Consider the following 16259-nt stretch of genomic DNA (forward strand, 5'->3'; position numbering starts at 1 on the left):
AATTTCCTTTCCTGCATGACGGAGTTGCATCAATGATAGCCACCAAAGATCGGGTTCGCATTGTCGAAACCCGGGTGTTGTCCGACGACTGGTACCTGCTGAAAAAAACCACCTTCGATTATCTGCGGCGCGACGGGGTCTGGCAGCGGCAAAGCCGCGAGACCTACGACCGCGGCGATGGCGCCGCTATTTTGCTGTTCAATCGCCAGGCGCAGACGGTGGTGTTGACCCGTCAGTTCCGCTTCCCGGCGTTCGTCAACGGCCACGACGGCATGCTGATCGAAGCCGCCGCCGGGCTGCTGGACAACGCCTCGCCGGAAGAACGCATCCGCGCCGAAGTGGAAGAGGAAACCGGCTATCGCGTGCAAAACGTGCAGAAGGTGTTCGAGGCTTACATGAGCCCCGGTTCGGTGACCGAAAAGCTGCACTTTTTCCTCGGCGAATACCGGGCCGCCGATCGGATTGACGGCGGCGGCGGGGTGGAGGCCGAGGGGGAAGATCTGGAGGTGCTGGAATTGCCGCTGGAGCAAGCGCTGCAGGCGATTCGGCGGGGGACCATCGTCGACGCCAAGACCATCATGCTGCTGCAGTATGTCGCCCTTAACCGCACCCTGGAGGAGACGCCATGAAAGCGCAACTGATCCTGATCGCCGGCCCTTATCGCAGCGGCACCGACGGCGATCCGCAACGCATCGCCGCCAATCTGCGGCGGCTGGAGCAGGCGGCGCTGCAGGTGTATCAGCGCGGCCATGTGCCGGTGATCGGCGAATGGCTGGCGCTGCCGCTGGCGGCCGCGGCCGGTTCGACCGAGCATGGCGACGCTATCTGCCAAGAGTACCTTTATCCGGTGGCCCACCGGCTGATCGCCCAGTGCCAGGCGGTGTACCGCATCGAGGGCGCTTCCGCCGGCGCGGACAAGGACCTGCAGGTGGCCGACGAGTGGGGGTTGGCGGTGTATCGCCGCCTGGAGGAGATCCCGCAGGCGGTGCGGTAAAAACGGCGGGCTTAGGCGCCATCCCGAACAAACTGCAGGCCGGCAATCAGCTTGTCCATGCCGGCCTCCAGCTTGCTGCGCGGGCAGCCGACGTTGAGCCGCAAAAAACCGCGCCCCTCTTCGCCGTAGGTAAAGCCCGGCATGATGGCCACCTTTTCGCGCTCGATCAGCACCTGCTGCAGCGCCCGATCGTCAATCGCCAGCGGCCGCAGATCGATCCAGGCCAGGTAGGTGGCCTGCGGCGGCCGCCAGCCGAGCGTCGGGAAGGCCCGGCTCAGCCGCTCAGCGACGTAGCGCAGGTTGTCCTGCAGATAGTCGCGCAGCGCGTCCAGCCAGGGGGCGCCGTGACGATAGGCGGCGACATGCGCCGCCACCGCCAGCACCGCCGGCGAAGACAGCCCGTCGCGCGCCTTCAACTGCTGGAAATAGGCCTCGCGGCTGGCGTCGTCGCTGATAAAACCGTAGGCGCCGGTCAGCGCCGGAATATTGAAGCTTTTGGAACCGGAGGTCAGCAGCGCCCAGGGCGCGGCCGCCACCTGGCTCCACGGCGTGTGGCGATGCTCGCCCCAGACCATGTCCATATGGATCTCGTCGCTGATCACCCGCACCTCATGGCGTTCGCACAGCTCGGCCATCTGCTGCAGCTCCTCGCGGCGCCACACTTTGCCGGTCGGGTTGTGCGGGCTGCACAACAACAGAATTTTGGTCTGCGGCCGCGCCAGCAGCGCCTCCAGATGCGCCATATCGCAGCGCCAGTCGTCGCCGTCCTGGTGCAGCGGGCAGGACAGCAGCTGGCGCTGGTTGCCGAGGATCGCCTTGTAGAAGGCATCGTAGGCCGGGGTGTGGGTGACCACGAATTCACCCGGCGCCGACCATTGGCGGATCAGCTGCGCCGCCATGTAAATCACCGAGGGGCCGTACACCGCGCTCGCGGTATCGACAGCCGCCGTGAAGCGCTGCTGGTACCAGTGGCGCAGCGCGCCGAGGAAATCCTCGTGCTGCCAGCGGCTGTAACCCAACACCCCGTGCCGCAGGCGCTGTTGCAGCGCCTCGAGAATGCAGGGTGCGGTGGCGAAGTCCATGTCGGAGATGGTGAACGGCAGCAGATCGGCGCTGCCGAAGCGGTCGGCGATGTAATCCCATTGGGTGCACCAGGTGCCGTGCCGATCGACCGGGGTGGAAAAATCAAACATGTGTCGCTCCCTGCAGTTCCGCGGCAGGTTGCGCCGCGGCTATCAGTGAGTCTAATTCATCCTTCACCGATTGCACCTGCGGGCCGATCACCACCTGCAGATTATGTTCGTTGAGGTGCACCACGCCGATGGCGCGGTTGGCCTTCAGCGCGGCGTCGTCCACCTTGCTCATGTCGTGGACCGACAGCCGCAGGCGGGTGATGCAGTTGTCCAGCGTCACGATATTGCCGCCGCCGCCCAGCGCCGCCAGGATCGCCGGCGCGTTGTAGCCGGATTTGCCGACGGCGCCCGGCGGCGCGCTTTGGCCGGCGGCGGTGTCGCTTTCGCGACCCGGGGTTTTGATGTTGAAACGCCGGATGGCGAAGCGGAACAGCGTGTAGTAGCCGGCGAACCAGATGGCGGCCACCACCGGCACCAGATACCACTTGGTGGCGGTGCCGTGCAGAACGCCGAACACCACGAAGTCGATGATGTTGCCGTCGGTATTGCCGATGGTGACGCCCAGCAGCGCCATCAGGGTAAAGCCCAGACCGGTGAGCAGCGCGTGGATCAGGTAGAGGAAGGGCGCGACGAACAGGAACAGGAACTCGATCGGTTCGGTGGTGCCGCCGACCACGCAGGCCACCACGCCGGAGATCAGCAGGCCCTTAATCTTGTGGCGGTTTTCCGGCCTGGCGCAGTGGTACATCGCCAGCGCCGCCCCCGGCAGGCCGCCGAGGAACGCCGGCATTTTGCCCTGCGACAGGAAGCGGGTGGCGCTTTCGGCGAAGCCGGCGGTGGTCGGGCAGGAAAGCTGCGCCTGGAAAATGGTCAGCGCGCCGCTGACGCTGTGGCCGCAAACGTCCAGCGTGCCGCCCGCTTCGGTAAAGCGGATCAGCGCCACCAGGATGTGCTGCAGGCCAAACGGCAGCAGCAGGCGCTCGCCGGTGCCGAACAGCATAGGGCCAAAGGCGCCGGCGCTGTTGATCACCCAGCCCAGGCCGGTGATGCCGGCGGCGAACCACGGCCAGATCAGCGGGATAGCCAGGCCGCACAGGCCCAGCACCAGGGTGGTGACGATCGGCACGAAGCGGGTGCCGCCGAAGAACGCCAGCGCGTCCGGCAGGCGAATGGTGTGGAAACGCTCATGCAGCTGATAAACGATGATGCCGACGATCACCGCGCCGAGGATGCCGGTGTCGATCGACTGGATGCCCAGGATATTTTGCACATTGTTGGCCTTCAGCACCAACGGGTCGGTGGTCGGCAGAATGCCGGCGGTGGTCAGATAAAAGTTGGTGGCCAGGTTCAGCACCGCAAAACCGACGAAGCCGGAGAAGGCGGCGACGCCCTTGTTCTCGCGCGCCATGCCCAGCGGGATGGCGATGGCGAACATCACCGGCAGGAAGCTGAAGGCGAAGGAGCCGATTTTGCTCATCCAGGTGAAGATCAGCTGGAAGATCGGGTGGCCGATAAACGGCAGCAGGCTGATGACGTCGCGGCTGCTCAGCGAGCTGCCGATCCCCAGCATGATGCCGCAGAACGACAGCAGGGCCACGGGCAGCATGAATGTCTTGCCCAGGCTCTGGAAAAACTCCCAGAGGGTGATTTTTTGTTTTTTAGACGCTGGCATAACCGACGGCTCCTGGCGAAAAGTCGTGCAAAAGTGAGGGATACCCTGTTAGGTAAAAATAAGATAAAACGTTTTACCTAGCAAAAATGCGCCGCGAATCACAATTCCGGCGCAGGATTTGCGGCGACAATGTCGGCGCCAGTAAATCGTTTTACTGGCCAAACAGGTTCGGTATACCATGGGTTATCAAGGCGCAGTTTGCCCAGGATCGGGTTCGCAGAGGCTATGACCATCAAAAAGATCACTATCACCGATGTCGCGCAACAGGCCGGCGTCTCGGTCACCACGGTTTCGCTGGTGCTGAGCGGCAAGGGACGCATTTCACCGACCACGGTGGAACGGGTGAATCAGGCGATCGAAAGGCTGGGTTACGTGCGCAATCGCCAGGCGGCGACGCTGCGCGGCGGCGAATCGGGGGTGATCGGCCTGATCCTGCGCGACATTTGCGAGCCCTTTTACGCGGAAATGACCGCCGGGCTGAGCGAGGCGCTGGAGGCGCACGACAAGGTGCTGTTCCTGACCCAGAGCGGGCGCGACGGCCAGGGGCTGATGCGCTGTTTCGACAGCCTGTTGGCGCACGGCGTCGACGGCATGGTGCTGGCGGGCGGCATCCGCTCGGCCGGCGGGCTGAAGGAGAAAGCCGCCGAGCAGGGGGTGCCGTTGGTGTGCGTGGCGCGCTCCAACGGCCTGGACGAAGTGGACGTCGTGCGCCCGGACAACATGCAGGCGGCCAAAATGGCCACCGAATTCCTGATCAAGCGCGGCCACAGCCAGATTGCCTACCTCGGCGGCCAGAGCGATTCATTGACCCGCGCCGAACGGCTCGGGGGATTTTGCGCCACGCTGTTGCAGTATGGTTTGCCGTTTCGCAGCGACTGGATCGTCGAATGCGACTGCCATCAGCGCCATGCGGCGGAAGCGGCGGAAAATCTGCTGCGTCAGCACCCGAACGTCAGCGCCATCGTGTGCCATAAAGCCTCGGTGGCGCTCGGCGCTTATTTCGGCATCGTGCGCAGCGGCCGCAGCATCGGCTCGGAGGGGGTCGACGCCTATTACGGCCAGCAGGTGGCGCTGATTGGCTTTGGCGACGTGCCTGAGGCCGAACTGACCGAACCGCCGCTGACCTTCGTTTCCAGCTCGGCGCGCGAAGTGGGGCGCAGCGCCGCCACCCGGTTGCTGCAGCGCATCGCCGACGCCGATTTGCCGCCGCAAAACGTCATTTTGCCGCCGACGCTGATCCGGCGCGGCTCCGCTTAGCCCCCCTCCAGCTCCTCTTCGGCCTGCCGACGCAGCCAACCGACGAACGTCTTCATCGCCGGGGTCAGATCGCGCGATTTCAGGTAGGTCAGCCAATAGGCGCCGAGGCCGGCTTCGGCGGCGAACGGCCGCTGCAGCAAGCCTTCCCGCAGCTCGCGGGCAAACATGCGGGCGGGGGCCAGGGCCACGCCGCCGCACTGCATCGCCCCTTCCACCATCAACCGGGACGAGTCGAACACCGGCCCGTTGATGCGCCAGGGCGCCACCTGGGCGGCGGCGAACCAGCGCTCCCATTCATCTTTGCGGTAGGTGCGCATCAGCAGCTCGCGTTGCAGATCCTGCGGGCGCTGCAGCCGCGCGGCGACCGCCGGCGGGCACAGCACGGTCAGGGGCGCGTCGAACAGCTTCAGGTTATGGGTGGCGGGCCACAGCCCCTCGCCGAAGCGAATGGCGAAGTCCATGCCGTCGGCGGACAGGTTGACCAGGTTGTTGTTGGTCAATACCCGCAGGTCGATAAACGGATGCGCCTCTCTGAACGCCGCCAGCCGCGGCATCAGCCAGCCGACGGCAAAGGTGCCGACCACCGCCACCGTCAACACCTCGTGGAAATGCCCCCCCTCAAATTGCTGCAGCACCGACTCGATGCGGTCGAAGGCGTCGCTCAATACCGGCAGCAGCGCCTGGCCTTCTTCGGTCAGATCCAGGCCGCGCGGCAGGCGACGAAACAGCTGAATGCCCAGCTGTTCCTCCAGCGCGCGCACCTGTTGGCTGACGGCGGCCTGGGTAACGCTCAGTTCCAGCCCGGCGCGGGTAAAGTTCAGGTGGCGGGCGGAGGATTCGAATGCCCGCAGGGCGTTGAGGGGAAGTCGGTTGCGCATCGGATTGGCCATAAGTTTTTCTTTATGCTGGCTGAAATTATTATCGCTTGTCAACCCGGCGTCAAACCCCGATATTTTGCGCATCGTTTGCGTAATAGCGCAATCGGCGAGGGAACTACACCATCATCCAGGGACGCGCCGCTGTAGAATGACAATAAAATCTTTTGTCATCGGCCGGTATCCTGCAACCAAAGAGCTTCTATCATGACGAAAATGAACCGCCTGGCGGCCGCGTTGCTCGCCGCACTGATCCTGCCGGCCGGCCACGCCGCCGAAAAACAGGATATCGACGCCATCGTCCGGCCGCTGATGAAAAAGTACGGCGTAGCGGGCATGGCGATCGCCGTGACGGTCGACGGCCGGCAGCAGTTCTATCACTACGGCGTGGCGTCGAAGCAGACCGGCCAGCCAATCACCAACCAAACGCTGTTCGAGATCGGCTCGCTGAGCAAAACCTTCACCGCCACGTTGGCGTCCTATGCGCAGCAGCAGGGGAAGCTGTCGTTCAACGAACCGGCCAGCCGCTATCTGCCGCAGCTGCGCGGCAGCGCGTTCGACGGCGTCACGCTGCTGAACCTGGCGACCCACACCTCCGGCCTGCCGCTGTTCGTGCCGGATGACGTCACCAACGACGCGCAGCTGATGGCCTATTACAAAAACTGGCGGCCGCAGCAGCCGGCGGGCAGCGTCCGGGTGTATTCCAACCTCGGCATCGGCATGCTGGGGATGATCACCGCCAAAAGCCTCGACCAGCCGTTTGCTCAGGCAATGGAGCAGGGGCTGCTGCCGGCGCTGGGCATGAGCCACACCTATATCCACGTGCCGGCCGATCAGATGGCCAATTACGCCCAAGGCTACGACAAGGAAGACAAACCGGTGCGGGTCAATCCCGGCCCGCTGGACGCCGAGTCTTACGGCATCAAATCCAACGCGCAGGATCTGATCCGCTATCTGGACGCCAATATGCAGCAGGTCAAGGTGGCGGATAAATGGCGCAGCGCGCTGGCCGCCACCCACATCGGCTATTACAAGGCCGGGGCGTTCACTCAGGATCTGATGTGGGAGAACTACCCGTATCCGGTGGAGCTGGCGCGGCTGACCGAGGGCAACAACGCCGGCATGATCATGAACGGCACCCCGGCGACCGCCATCACGCCGCCGCAGCCGGAACAAACCGCCGGCTGGTATAACAAGACCGGCTCGACCGGCGGCTTCTCGACCTACGCAGCGTTTATCCCGGCCAGGAAGATCGGCGTGGTGATGCTGGCCAATAAATGGTTCCCCAACGACGATCGCGTTGCGGCGACCTACCGCATCGTTCAGGCGCTGGATAAGCGCTGATTGTTGCACGCCCAGGGGCGCCAGCCCCTGGGCCGTTCACTGCCGTTCGCGCATAAAGTCGATAAACACCCGCAGCTTGAGCGGCAGATGGCGGCCGGCGGGGAAATAGAGGTAAAATCCCGGCGCCTCGCTGGCGCACTCTGCCAGCAGCTCCACCAGTTGCCCCTGTGCCAGCTCGCGCAGCACCGTGCCGTGAAAGCGCTGGGTGATGCCCATACCCGCCAGCGCCGCGTCCTTGAGCAGGCGATCCTCGTTGAAAATCAGTTTGCCGCTGACCTCCAAAGCCCGCTGTGCGCCGCCCAGGTTGAAGTACCAGGGCTCGAGCTTGCCGCTGCCCGGGAAGCGATAGCGCAGGCACGGGTGTTCGGCCAGCGCTTCCAGCGTTTGCGGTGCGCCGCGCTGCGCCAGATAAGCCGGCGAGGCGACCAGCACCCGCCGCTGGCCGTTGTCGATCGGCACCGCCACCATGTCTTTTTGCAGCATGGCGTGCATGCGAATACCGGCATCGAAGCTGCCCAACACCAGATCGGAAAAGTGATCGTCGGTAAACAGTTCCAGCTGCACCTCGGGGTAGCGACGCTGAAACTCCGCCAGATGCGGCATCACCAACAGCGAGGCGGCCAGCTGCGGCAGGGTAATGCGCAGCAGGCCGGCCGGCTGAGCGCGCAGGGCGCGCACGTCGTCCGCCGCCACGTCTATCTGGCTCATGGCCGGAGAAACCCGTTGGTAAAAGATGCGCCCCTCGTCGCTGAGCCGCACCGAACGGCTGGTGCGATGAAACAGCCGCACGCCCAGCCGGCTTTCCAGCGCCTGAATATTTTGCGACACCGCCGGCGGCGTTACTCCCAACTGATTGGCCGCCTGGGTGAAGCTGCCCAGGCGCGCCACCGCTTCAAAGAACGGCAGCAGCTGCAACAGTGAACTCATGGATTGATAACCCGTGCTTAATGATGCATTAAATTATGGACTATTTTATTTTACGGTCACCCCTTTAGACTGATTTAACTTCCCCTTCAGAGAGTAAAAATCATGTCGGCAGAACAGCAGTCATTGGCACAACGGATAACGGCGGCCAGCCAACGGGCCATCGCTGAGGGCCGCATCGTGGGCAGCGTGGTATTGGTCGCCCGGCGCGGCGAAACGGTTTTCGCTTCCGCCTGCGGCTATGCCGATCGCGAGCAACGGCGGCCGATGCGGCGCGAAACGCAGTTCCGGCTGTCGTCGGTGTCCAAACCTTACGCCACGCTGGCGGCGATGCGCATGATTGAACAAGGCCGGCTCGGCCTGGACGATGCGGTCAGCGATTGGCTGCCGTGGTTCACCCCGGCGCTGGCCGATGGCCGGCGGCCGGAAATTAAAATCCGCCACCTGCTGAGCCATACCGCCGGATTGGATTATCGCCTGAATCAGCCGGCCGGCGGCGACTACCACCGATTGGGGATCAAAGACGGCCTGGAGCTGTCCGCGCTGTCGCTGGAGCAGAACCTGCGGCTGTTGGCGCAGGCGCCGCTGCTGGCGGCGCCGGGCAGCGCATTCAACTATTCGCTGGCGATCGACGTGCTTGGGGCGGTGCTGGAGCAGGCGGCGGACGAAACGTTGCCGCAGCTGTTCGAACGCTGGGTGGCGCAGCCGCTGGGATTGGGCAATACCGGGTTTTATACCCGGGATGCGGATAACCTGGCGACGGCGTATTACAACACCGCCGGGGGGCCGCAACGTCTGCGCGACGGCCAGCGGGTGGCGTTGCCGGAAGGGTTCGGCGCCGACGTGGAGTTTCAACCCTCGCGCGCCCTCAACCCAAACGCCTATCCATCCGGCGGCGCCGGCATGGTGGGAGACGCCGATGACGTGCTGCGGCTGGTTGAAACGCTGCGCAACGGCGGAGAGGGGATCCTGCAGCCGGAAACCCTGGCATTGATGCGCAGCCCGCACGTCGGGCCAGAGGCGCAAACGCAGGGGCCGGGCTGGGGCTTCGGCTTTGGCGGCGCGCTGCTGGTGGATGAGCGGCTGGCGACCACGCCGCAGCGTGCGGGGACCATGACCTGGGGCGGCGTCTACGGGCACAATTGGTTCTGCGATCCGCAAGAAGAACTGAGCGTGGTGGTCTTAACCAACACCGCCTTCGAGGGGATGTGCGGTTTGTATCCGCAGCAGATCCGCGACGCGGTGTATCGGACCAGATAGAAGCAGGGGCCCGAAGGGGCCCCTGAAGAGAGATTACTGTGCCGGAGCCGGAACGGCGTCCTGCGCCGGTGCGCCTTCTTCCGCCGGCGCGCCCAACAGGCCGAACATGCCGATGAACTCCTGCAGCGACATCTTGTTGCCGTTCAGATCGACCTGATTGTCGGCGTAGTGGAAGCTGCTGCCGATCACGCCGTCTTTCTGGGTGGTCAGTTTGAACATCTGGCCCATCGCCGCCAGCCCTTGCACCTGCTGTTGCGCCAGCTTCTGCGCGTCTTGCGCATTGTAGCCCTGCAGCAGCGCGGTCTGCGCCGTGGTTTCGGTCGCCATCGCCACCGGAATGGTCAGATTGGCGTCCAGCTTTTTAACCGACCGGGCAAGCAGCTGGTCCGGCGATTCGGCCGGGGAGCCGGCCTGCGCCGGATCGGTCAACGCCAGATCGAGGGTGAAGCTGCTCTCGCCCTTGCTGTTTTTCCAGCTCAGCGGGGCGATGCTGACGGTTGGGTTGCCTTTCAGCAGCAGCGGCAGATTCTGCAGCAGAATGTCGGTGGTCTGCTGCTCGTAGGCGGCCGGATCCAGGCTTTGGCCCTGTTGCAGCATCGCCATGGTCTGCTGGTTGTAACGATCGGCGAATTCTTTCAGCGATTTACCGTCCAGCCGGTCGATTTTCAGCGTCAGTTTGCCGGCGCCGAAATCGTTGCCCTGCACCTTCAGCGCATCCATGGTGTAATCGACCTGGCCACCGATGTTGCTGCCGGTTTCACCGAACTTGCTCACCAGGTTGAAGCCGTCCAGCGCGACGGTGTCTTTACCGTCGACCGCCACCTTGAATTGCTTCATGGTCAGGGTCTGGTCGCCGAGGTTGACGTCGAACTGGCTGGCGTGGCTGGTGCCTTTCAGGTTTACGCCCTGGAAGCTGATCTGCTCGGTCTGGCCGAATTCGTTCGGGCCGCTGAATACCGCGCTGTCGCTGCTGGCGTCCAGGGCGATGGCTTTCATGTCGCTCGAAACGTCGGCGTTGATGGTGGCGCCGCTGAATTTCAGCGCGGACTTGTCTTGCTGGTATTCGAGCGGGATCACGTCGATCGCCGACGAGGTATCGCCGCTGTAAGAGATGCGCGAATCGGCGGTAAACAGCGACTTGCCTTTGGTGATGTCAAACAGCTTTTTCACCGCCGGGGTGTTTTCCATCTCGGTATGCACCGACGCCATGCTCGGCAGCAGGTTGAATTTTTTCAGCTGCGCGAAGGGGAACGGGCCGTGATCGATGGTTTCCAGGAAGGCCACTTCGTCGCCCGGCTTCAGCGCCGCGTCGTCGGTGGTCACGCTGCCGTCGGCGCGCAGCACATAGCGGATTTGACTGCTGAAGACGCCGCGCTGGTAGTTCTCGTAACCCAGCTTGACCCCGGCCTTCGGCAGGTAGACCTTCAACTGGCTGTTGGCGTTGTCAACCACTTCGCCCATCCGTTGTTCGATCAGTTTGCCGGTGTACCAGGAAGCCCCGGTCCATGCTGCGCCAAGAACCACAATGACGCTGACAGCGACTAACGATTTTTTCATAGTTCTGTTCATCCTTTATTAACCCCTCGGTCTGTTGCCGAGGGCTGGGCAAAGTAGGGCCAACAAAAAAACGCCCACAGGCGTTCAATTGTGAAGGTAACCCTCTCTTTCAGCAACCAATTTGCAGAAATTTACCGAGAGATCACGACAGCTGGTTGTAAACCCGCGCGAGACGGCCGCTGCCGCTGCAGCTGACGGGCGACTCAAATGCGCCGATAAAGCAGGACTCGCCCGGCTTCAGCACCAGCTGCTGCCCCGGTTTCTCCAGCGTCGCCTCGCCGTCAACGCAGAAAACGATCGCCGCGCTGTTCTGCGCCAGGGTCTGCGGCACTGCGGAAAGATCGTGCAGCGAGAAGGCGAAATCCTCTACCGGGATCGGGAAGAACAGCTCGTCGCCGCGCCGTTCCGGCTGGGTCAACAGGCCGGACGCCGGCTGCGGGCGGAACTGCAGGTTGGCCAACAGCTCCGGAATATCGATGAATTTCGGCGTCAGACCGGCGCGCAGCACGTTATCCGAATTGGCCATCACTTCCAGCGCCACGCCTTTCAGGTAGGCGTGCGGGGTTTCGGCATACAGGAACATCGCTTCGCCCGGCTCAAGCCGCACCACGTTCAGCAGCAGCGGCGCGAACAGCCCGCTGTCGTCCGGATAGAAACCGGCGATAAAGCGCAGGGTGTCCCAGGGTTCGCCCTGCTGGTTGTTCAACGCGGCTTTCAGCACCCCGAGCGCCAGCGATTTTCGCTCGCCGCTCATCGCCAACAGGCTGGCGAACAGGCTGGCCAGGTGGGCGGTGTCCGGTTGCTGCAGGAAGGCGGCGATATCATGGTGCGCGCCGGCGATCGGCTGCAGCAGGGCGACGATATCGGCCAGCTCGCGGAAGCCGTTCATCGCCAGAAACGGCGTCAGGGCGAACACCAGCTCCGGCTTATGGTTGGGGTCTTTATAGTTGCGCTCCGCCGCATCCAGCGGCACGCCGGCGGCGTTTTCTTTGGCGAAGCCGGCGACGGCGGCGCTTTTGCTGGGGTGCACCTGAATCGACAACGGCTGATCGGCGCACAGGACTTTGAACAGGAACGGCAGCTCGCCAAAGCGGCCGGCGACCTCGGCGCCCAGCAGTTTCGGCTGGTCCGCATCGATCAGATCGCGCAACGATTGCAAGCCGCCGTCGGCGCCCGGCACGCGGGAAGGGCTTTTCGGGTGAGCGCCCATCCACAATTCGGCCATCGGCTGGCGGTTGGGATTGGCGATGCCGTAGAGCCGTGTCAGCGCGTCGTGGCTGCCCCAGGCGTAGTTTTGCACCGAATTGGTCATTTTTTGCATCTTGGTCAACATCCTTTGCATTCGCCGAGTAACTGGCTGATTTTATACGGTTAAAAACATAACCTGCAAGCAGCCATCATACCCCGTTTCCGCGGCGGTGAAGCGGGGCGCGATCAAATAATGGGTTCAGCGCAGTATAGCCTGATAGCGAGCCTCTCAAAAGTCAGGCGGCGGATGATCATTATGTGCCTGGTCCGACGTAAAACTCTCTTAATGCGAATAATTATTATGTCACTATACTGGTTGAGCGTGCCGACGGGCGTGAGCGCGTTGGCGTAACCCTGCATTCCGAGACCTTATGCTAAGGAGACAGTGATGGCCGCCGTTCGTATTGAAAAAGACTCCATGGGACCCATCGAAGTGCCGGCCGACCGGCTATGGGGGGCGCAGACCCAGCGCTCTCTGGCGCATTTCCGCATTTCCAGCGAGAAAATGCCGACCGCGCTGATCCACGCGCTGGCGTTGACCAAGCGCGCCGCCGCCGCCGTGAATATGGATTTGGGCCTGCTGCCGACCGAACGCGGCGACGCCATCGTCAAGGCCGCCGATGAGGTGCTGGCGGACCGGCACGCGGACGAATTCCCGCTGTCAATCTGGCAAACCGGCTCCGGCACCCAGACCAACATGAACATGAACGAGGTGTTGGCCAACCGCGCCAGCGAACTGCTGGGCGGCGTACGCGGCGAAGAGCGCAAGGTGCACCCGAACGACGACGTCAACAAGAGCCAAAGCTCCAACGACGTATTCCCGACCGCCATGCACGTGGCGGCGGTGATCGCGCTGCGCGAACACCTGATCCCCGAGCTGAAGGTGCTGCACAAAACGCTGAGCGACAAGGCCGAAGCCTTCCGCGATATCGTTAAAATTGGCCGCACCCACCTGCAGGACGCCACGCCGCTGACGCTGGGCCAGGAAATTTCCGGCTGGGCGGCGATGCTGGAGCATAACCTGAAGCATATCGAAGCCGGCATCCCGCATATCTGCGAGCTGGCGCTGGGTGGCACCGCGGTCGGCACCGGCCTGAACACCCACCCGGAATACGCGGTGCGCGTCGCCAAAGCGTTGGCGGATCTGACCCGGCAGCCGTTCGTTACCGCCCCCAACAAATTTGAAGCGTTGGCGACCTGCGACGCGCTGGTGCAAGGCCACGGCGCGCTGAAAGGGCTGGCGGCCTCGCTGATGAAGATCGCCAACGACGTACGCTGGCTGTCCTCCGGCCCGCGCTGCGGCATCGGCGAGATCTCGATCCCGGAAAACGAGCCGGGCAGCTCCATCATGCCGGGCAAGGTAAACCCCACCCAGTGCGAAGCCATGACCATGCTGTGCGCCCAGGTGCTGGGCAACGACGTTGCGGTCAATATCGGCGGCGCCTCCGGCAACTTCGAGCTGAACGTGTTCCGTCCGATGGTGATCCACAACTACCTGCAGTCGATTCGCCTGCTGGCCGACGGCATGCAGGGCTTCAACGAGCACTGCGCGGTGGGGATCGAGCCGAACCGCGACCGCATCACGCAGCTGCTGAACGAATCGCTGATGCTGGTGACCGCGCTCAACACCCACATCGGCTACGACAAGGCGGCGGAAATCGCCAAGAAGGCGCATAAGGAAGGGCTGACGCTGAAGGCCGCCGCGCTGAAGCTGGGCTATCTCACCGAAGAGCAGTTCGCGCTGTGGGTGCGGCCAGAGGATATGGTCGGCAGCATGAAGAAATAATTGCTTGCCGGCGCGGAGAAGGGCTTACTGAGGTAAGCCCTTTTTTATGGAGAAATCGGATGTCACGCACTCAGCGCTTGCTCGATCTGATGCAGCTGCTGCGCCGCCGCCGTTACCCGGTGGCCGGCCATGCGCTGGCGCAGGAGCTGGGGATCAGCATGCGCACCCTGTACCGCGATATCGCCACGCTGCAGCAGCAGGGGGCGGAGATCGCCGGCGAGGCGGGCGTCGGTTACGTGCTGCGCCCGGGGTTCACGCTGCCGCCGCTGATGTTCTCGCAGCAGGAAATCGAAGCGCTGGTGCTCGGCATGCGCTGGGTCAGCCGGCGCGGCGACAGCCAGCAGGCCGCGGCGGCCGACAACGCGCTGGCTAAAATCGCCGGCGTGCTGCCGGCGGCGCTGCGCGAGGAGCTGGACGCCAGCACGCTGCTGATTGGCCCGGTGCCGGCGCCGGAAGTGGCGGACGATATCCGGGTGCTGATCCGCGAGGTTATCCGCCAGGAGCGCAAGCTGGCCGTGCGCTATCTCGATTTGGCGGGCACCGCCAGCGAGCGCACGCTGTGGCCGTTCGCGCTCGGCTATTTCGAACAGGTTCAGGTGCTGATCGCCTGGTGTGAACTGCGCCAGGCGTTTCGCCATTTTCGTCTCGATCGCATCGGCCAGGCCACGCCGTTGGCGCAGCGTTATCCGCGCGGGCGCCGCCGGTTGCTCAAGGAGTGGCGAGAGAGCGAAGGCATCGGCGCGCAGTAATCGCTGCTGCCAAAAACTGTCAGCGGGGCGGCGTAGCCTGCGGTTATCGGGAACCGGCCGGTTCCCCTCAGCCTGAAGGACTTTCTGATGACCACTCCCGGCATGATTATTCTGTACGTCGACCACCCGCAAAACAGCGTCGCCTTCTACCAGCGGCTGCTGGGCCAGGCCCCGGTGGAGCAGTCCGCCACCTTTGCCCTGTTCGTGCTGAACAACGGCTTCAAGCTGGGGATGTGGTCGAGACAGGGGGTAGAACCGGCGGCGACGGCCGGCGGCGGCGGCGGGGAAATCTGCTTTATGTGCGAGCAGCCGCAGCAGGTGGATGCGCTTTATAACCGGTGGAGTGAAATGGGGCTGACCATCGCCCAGGCGCCGCGAGAGCTGGATTTCGGCTACAGCTTTGTGGCGCAGGATCCGGACGGCCACCGCCTGCGGGTCTATACCCTCAGCGAGTAGGGGCGTCGGTATACAGGTGCAGGCGCGGCACCAGCAGCCGCAGCGGCCGGGCGTCCGGCTTGTAGCGGTGCTTTACCGCCGCGGCGTCGTAGTCGAGCAGCTCGCCAATCTTCGGCACCGCCGCGCCGTTTTCCACCTGGCACAGGGCGATCAGCGGCAGCGGGCAAGGGTGTTGCACCTGCTTTTGCTGTTGCTGGTACCACACCCGGGCGATCGGCTGCACCTTCACCGGCCGCTTGATCTTCAGCGTCGCGTGTTGCGGCAGGCGGCCGACGTCGTCGATTTCCCGGCTGACCAGCGCGGCCCACTGTTCGCGAGTATGCGGCGGCACCGCCCGGCCGGCCTTCAGGCTTTTCTCCAGCTGCGCCAGGACATCGTCGCGTTTGACGTTCTTGATGACGTGCTTGTTGGCCCAGCCGAAGCGCACCGAGTCCGGGTTGGTGAGCAGGGTGAGGGTGCGGTAAGCGCTGAGCGTGATCAGACCGTGCAGATGCGTATGCACAAACTCGAAACGCTGCTCGGGCGCCAGGCCCGACTCCAGGGTGATAATCTGTTCCAGCTCGCCCTTCAGTCGGTTAATCAGCGCGATTTGCGCCTGCAGCGCCCGGTATTCCGGCGGCTCCACCGCCAGGCACATCACCCCGGGCAGGCGCACCGCGGCCTTGCTGCTGAGATTCTGCCGATGGTGATGGATAAACAGCCGCTGGTAGTGCTCCAGCGCCAATGCCCGCGCCGCCTGGCCGAGGTGTTGCTCGACGGCGATGCGCTCGATGGCCTGGTGCTCCTGGCCTTTCTCGATTTCCGGCAGGCTGAACACCCGCGCCGCCAGCAGGCGCAGCGGCGCGATCTGCTGCTGCAGCGCGCCCAGCGCCTGTTCCAACGCATTGAAGCAGGCGTTCATTCGGCCAATTAAGTCGTGCTTACCCATTTCCCACCTCCATTTTAGTTACAACATACTCTATGAGAATGGCAAACGGAAGGGCAACATCGGCAAACGGGGCGGC

At 63.7% G+C, this 16259-nt stretch carries 15 protein-coding genes; 8 read left to right on the forward strand and 7 right to left on the reverse strand.

Features of this window, described 5'->3' with window-relative positions; genetic code table 11:
• Positions 1 to 32: 32 nt before the first annotated feature.
• Together D7I37_RS19340 and D7I37_RS19345 are read left to right on the forward strand one after the other, a co-directional pair.
• On the forward strand, positions 33 to 629 hold the full coding sequence (locus tag D7I37_RS19340) for an NUDIX domain-containing protein (protein WP_061795605.1): 597 nt from the start codon (positions 33 to 35) through the stop codon (positions 627 to 629).
• Positions 626 to 994 carry a hypothetical protein gene (locus D7I37_RS19345; RefSeq protein WP_061795606.1) on the forward strand — a complete coding sequence of 123 codons (369 nt, stop codon included), beginning with the start codon at positions 626 to 628 and terminating at the stop codon, positions 992 to 994. The genes D7I37_RS19340 and D7I37_RS19345 overlap by 4 nt, the downstream gene beginning before the upstream one ends.
• Positions 995 to 1005: 11 nt before the next feature.
• Here the strand turns inward: D7I37_RS19345 and D7I37_RS19350 are convergent, their stop codons facing one another.
• Complete coding sequence (locus D7I37_RS19350; RefSeq protein ID WP_061795607.1) at positions 1006 to 2187, reverse strand: MalY/PatB family protein; 1182 nt, start codon at positions 2185 to 2187, stop codon at positions 1006 to 1008.
• Positions 2180 to 3799, reverse strand: coding sequence for a maltose/glucose-specific PTS transporter subunit IIBC (gene malX / locus D7I37_RS19355; protein WP_061795608.1), 1620 nt, complete (start codon positions 3797 to 3799; stop codon positions 2180 to 2182). The genes D7I37_RS19350 and malX overlap by 8 nt, the downstream gene beginning before the upstream one ends.
• A 225-nt stretch (positions 3800 to 4024) precedes the next feature.
• Here malX and D7I37_RS19360 point away from each other — a divergent pair, with 225 nt between their 5' ends.
• A complete protein-coding gene (locus tag D7I37_RS19360; RefSeq protein ID WP_061795609.1) occupies positions 4025 to 5056 on the forward strand; it encodes a Mal regulon transcriptional regulator MalI in 1032 nt (343 codons plus the stop codon).
• Here the strand turns inward: D7I37_RS19360 and D7I37_RS19365 are convergent.
• Complete coding sequence (locus D7I37_RS19365) at positions 5053 to 5946, reverse strand: LysR family transcriptional regulator (RefSeq protein WP_181907835.1); 894 nt, start codon at positions 5944 to 5946, stop codon at positions 5053 to 5055. The genes D7I37_RS19360 and D7I37_RS19365 overlap by 4 nt on opposite strands.
• A 192-nt stretch (positions 5947 to 6138) precedes the next feature.
• Here D7I37_RS19365 and ampC point away from each other — a divergent pair, with 192 nt between their 5' ends.
• Positions 6139 to 7275 carry a class C beta-lactamase gene (gene ampC, locus D7I37_RS19370; RefSeq protein WP_129544182.1) on the forward strand — a complete coding sequence of 379 codons (1137 nt, stop codon included), beginning with the start codon at positions 6139 to 6141 and terminating at the stop codon, positions 7273 to 7275.
• 36 nt (positions 7276 to 7311) lie between these two features.
• Here the strand turns inward: ampC and D7I37_RS19375 are convergent, their stop codons facing one another.
• On the reverse strand, positions 7312 to 8202 hold the full coding sequence (locus D7I37_RS19375; RefSeq protein WP_129544183.1) for a LysR family transcriptional regulator: 891 nt from the start codon (positions 8200 to 8202) through the stop codon (positions 7312 to 7314).
• A gap of 102 nt (positions 8203 to 8304) precedes the next feature.
• On the opposite strand from D7I37_RS19375, the gene D7I37_RS19380 reads away from it, so the two are divergent.
• The gene (locus tag D7I37_RS19380) at positions 8305 to 9459 is read left to right on the forward strand and encodes a serine hydrolase (protein WP_061795612.1); all 1155 of its coding nucleotides are present in this window, start codon (positions 8305 to 8307) and stop codon (positions 9457 to 9459) included.
• Between the two features lie 33 nt (positions 9460 to 9492).
• Here the strand turns inward: D7I37_RS19380 and D7I37_RS19385 are convergent, their stop codons facing one another.
• On the reverse strand, positions 9493 to 11016 hold the full coding sequence (locus D7I37_RS19385; protein WP_061795613.1) for a YdgA family protein: 1524 nt from the start codon (positions 11014 to 11016) through the stop codon (positions 9493 to 9495).
• A gap of 142 nt (positions 11017 to 11158) precedes the next feature.
• Positions 11159 to 12337 (reverse strand): mannose-6-phosphate isomerase, encoded by a 1179-nt coding sequence (gene manA, locus D7I37_RS19390; protein ID WP_095100132.1) that lies wholly within the window; start codon positions 12335 to 12337, stop codon positions 11159 to 11161.
• 315 nt (positions 12338 to 12652) lie between these two features.
• On the opposite strand from manA, the gene fumC reads away from it, so the two are divergent.
• The 3 genes from fumC to D7I37_RS19405 all read left to right on the forward strand — a co-directional run bounded on the left by fumC (position 12653) and on the right by D7I37_RS19405 (position 15255).
• The gene (gene fumC, locus D7I37_RS19395) at positions 12653 to 14050 is read left to right on the forward strand and encodes a class II fumarate hydratase (protein WP_095097346.1); all 1398 of its coding nucleotides are present in this window, start codon (positions 12653 to 12655) and stop codon (positions 14048 to 14050) included.
• Between the two features lie 59 nt (positions 14051 to 14109).
• A complete protein-coding gene (locus D7I37_RS19400) occupies positions 14110 to 14799 on the forward strand; it encodes a YafY family protein (RefSeq protein ID WP_061795615.1) in 690 nt (229 codons plus the stop codon).
• An 87-nt stretch (positions 14800 to 14886) separates the two neighbouring features.
• Positions 14887 to 15255, forward strand: a complete 369-nt coding sequence (locus D7I37_RS19405) for a VOC family protein (protein ID WP_129544184.1) — start codon at positions 14887 to 14889, stop codon at positions 15253 to 15255.
• On the opposite strand, the gene tus is transcribed toward D7I37_RS19405, so the two are convergent.
• On the reverse strand, positions 15245 to 16183 hold the full coding sequence (gene tus / locus D7I37_RS19410) for a DNA replication terminus site-binding protein (RefSeq protein ID WP_061795617.1): 939 nt from the start codon (positions 16181 to 16183) through the stop codon (positions 15245 to 15247). The two genes, D7I37_RS19405 and tus, sit on opposite strands and share 11 nt — an antisense overlap.
• Between the last annotated feature and the right edge of the window lie 76 nt (positions 16184 to 16259).

The sequence above is a fragment of the Serratia sp. 1D1416 genome (assembly GCF_003641105.1).
GTDB classification, from domain to species: Bacteria; Pseudomonadota; Gammaproteobacteria; order Enterobacterales; family Enterobacteriaceae; genus Serratia; species Serratia ficaria.

Excerpts from the sequence above, each read along its gene's own strand:
- D7I37_RS19340 (WP_061795605.1), top strand. The coding sequence starts at position 33 with ATGATAGCCACCAAAGATCGGGTTCGCATTGTCGAAACCCGGGTGTTG.
- D7I37_RS19345 (WP_061795606.1), top strand. The coding sequence starts at position 626 with ATGAAAGCGCAACTGATCCTGATCGCCGGCCCTTATCGCAGCGGCACC.
- D7I37_RS19350 (WP_061795607.1), bottom strand. The coding sequence starts at position 2,187 with ATGTTTGATTTTTCCACCCCGGTCGATCGGCACGGCACCTGGTGCACC.
- malX (WP_061795608.1), bottom strand. The coding sequence starts at position 3,799 with ATGCCAGCGTCTAAAAAACAAAAAATCACCCTCTGGGAGTTTTTCCAG.
- D7I37_RS19360 (WP_061795609.1), top strand. The coding sequence starts at position 4,025 with ATGACCATCAAAAAGATCACTATCACCGATGTCGCGCAACAGGCCGGC.
- D7I37_RS19365 (WP_181907835.1), bottom strand. The coding sequence starts at position 5,946 with ATGGCCAATCCGATGCGCAACCGACTTCCCCTCAACGCCCTGCGGGCA.
- ampC (WP_129544182.1), top strand. The coding sequence starts at position 6,139 with ATGACGAAAATGAACCGCCTGGCGGCCGCGTTGCTCGCCGCACTGATC.
- D7I37_RS19375 (WP_129544183.1), bottom strand. The coding sequence starts at position 8,202 with ATGAGTTCACTGTTGCAGCTGCTGCCGTTCTTTGAAGCGGTGGCGCGC.
- D7I37_RS19380 (WP_061795612.1), top strand. The coding sequence starts at position 8,305 with ATGTCGGCAGAACAGCAGTCATTGGCACAACGGATAACGGCGGCCAGC.
- D7I37_RS19385 (WP_061795613.1), bottom strand. The coding sequence starts at position 11,016 with ATGAAAAAATCGTTAGTCGCTGTCAGCGTCATTGTGGTTCTTGGCGCA.
- manA (WP_095100132.1), bottom strand. The coding sequence starts at position 12,337 with ATGCAAAAAATGACCAATTCGGTGCAAAACTACGCCTGGGGCAGCCAC.
- fumC (WP_095097346.1), top strand. The coding sequence starts at position 12,653 with ATGGCCGCCGTTCGTATTGAAAAAGACTCCATGGGACCCATCGAAGTG.
- D7I37_RS19400 (WP_061795615.1), top strand. The coding sequence starts at position 14,110 with ATGTCACGCACTCAGCGCTTGCTCGATCTGATGCAGCTGCTGCGCCGC.
- D7I37_RS19405 (WP_129544184.1), top strand. The coding sequence starts at position 14,887 with ATGACCACTCCCGGCATGATTATTCTGTACGTCGACCACCCGCAAAAC.
- tus (WP_061795617.1), bottom strand. The coding sequence starts at position 16,183 with ATGGGTAAGCACGACTTAATTGGCCGAATGAACGCCTGCTTCAATGCG.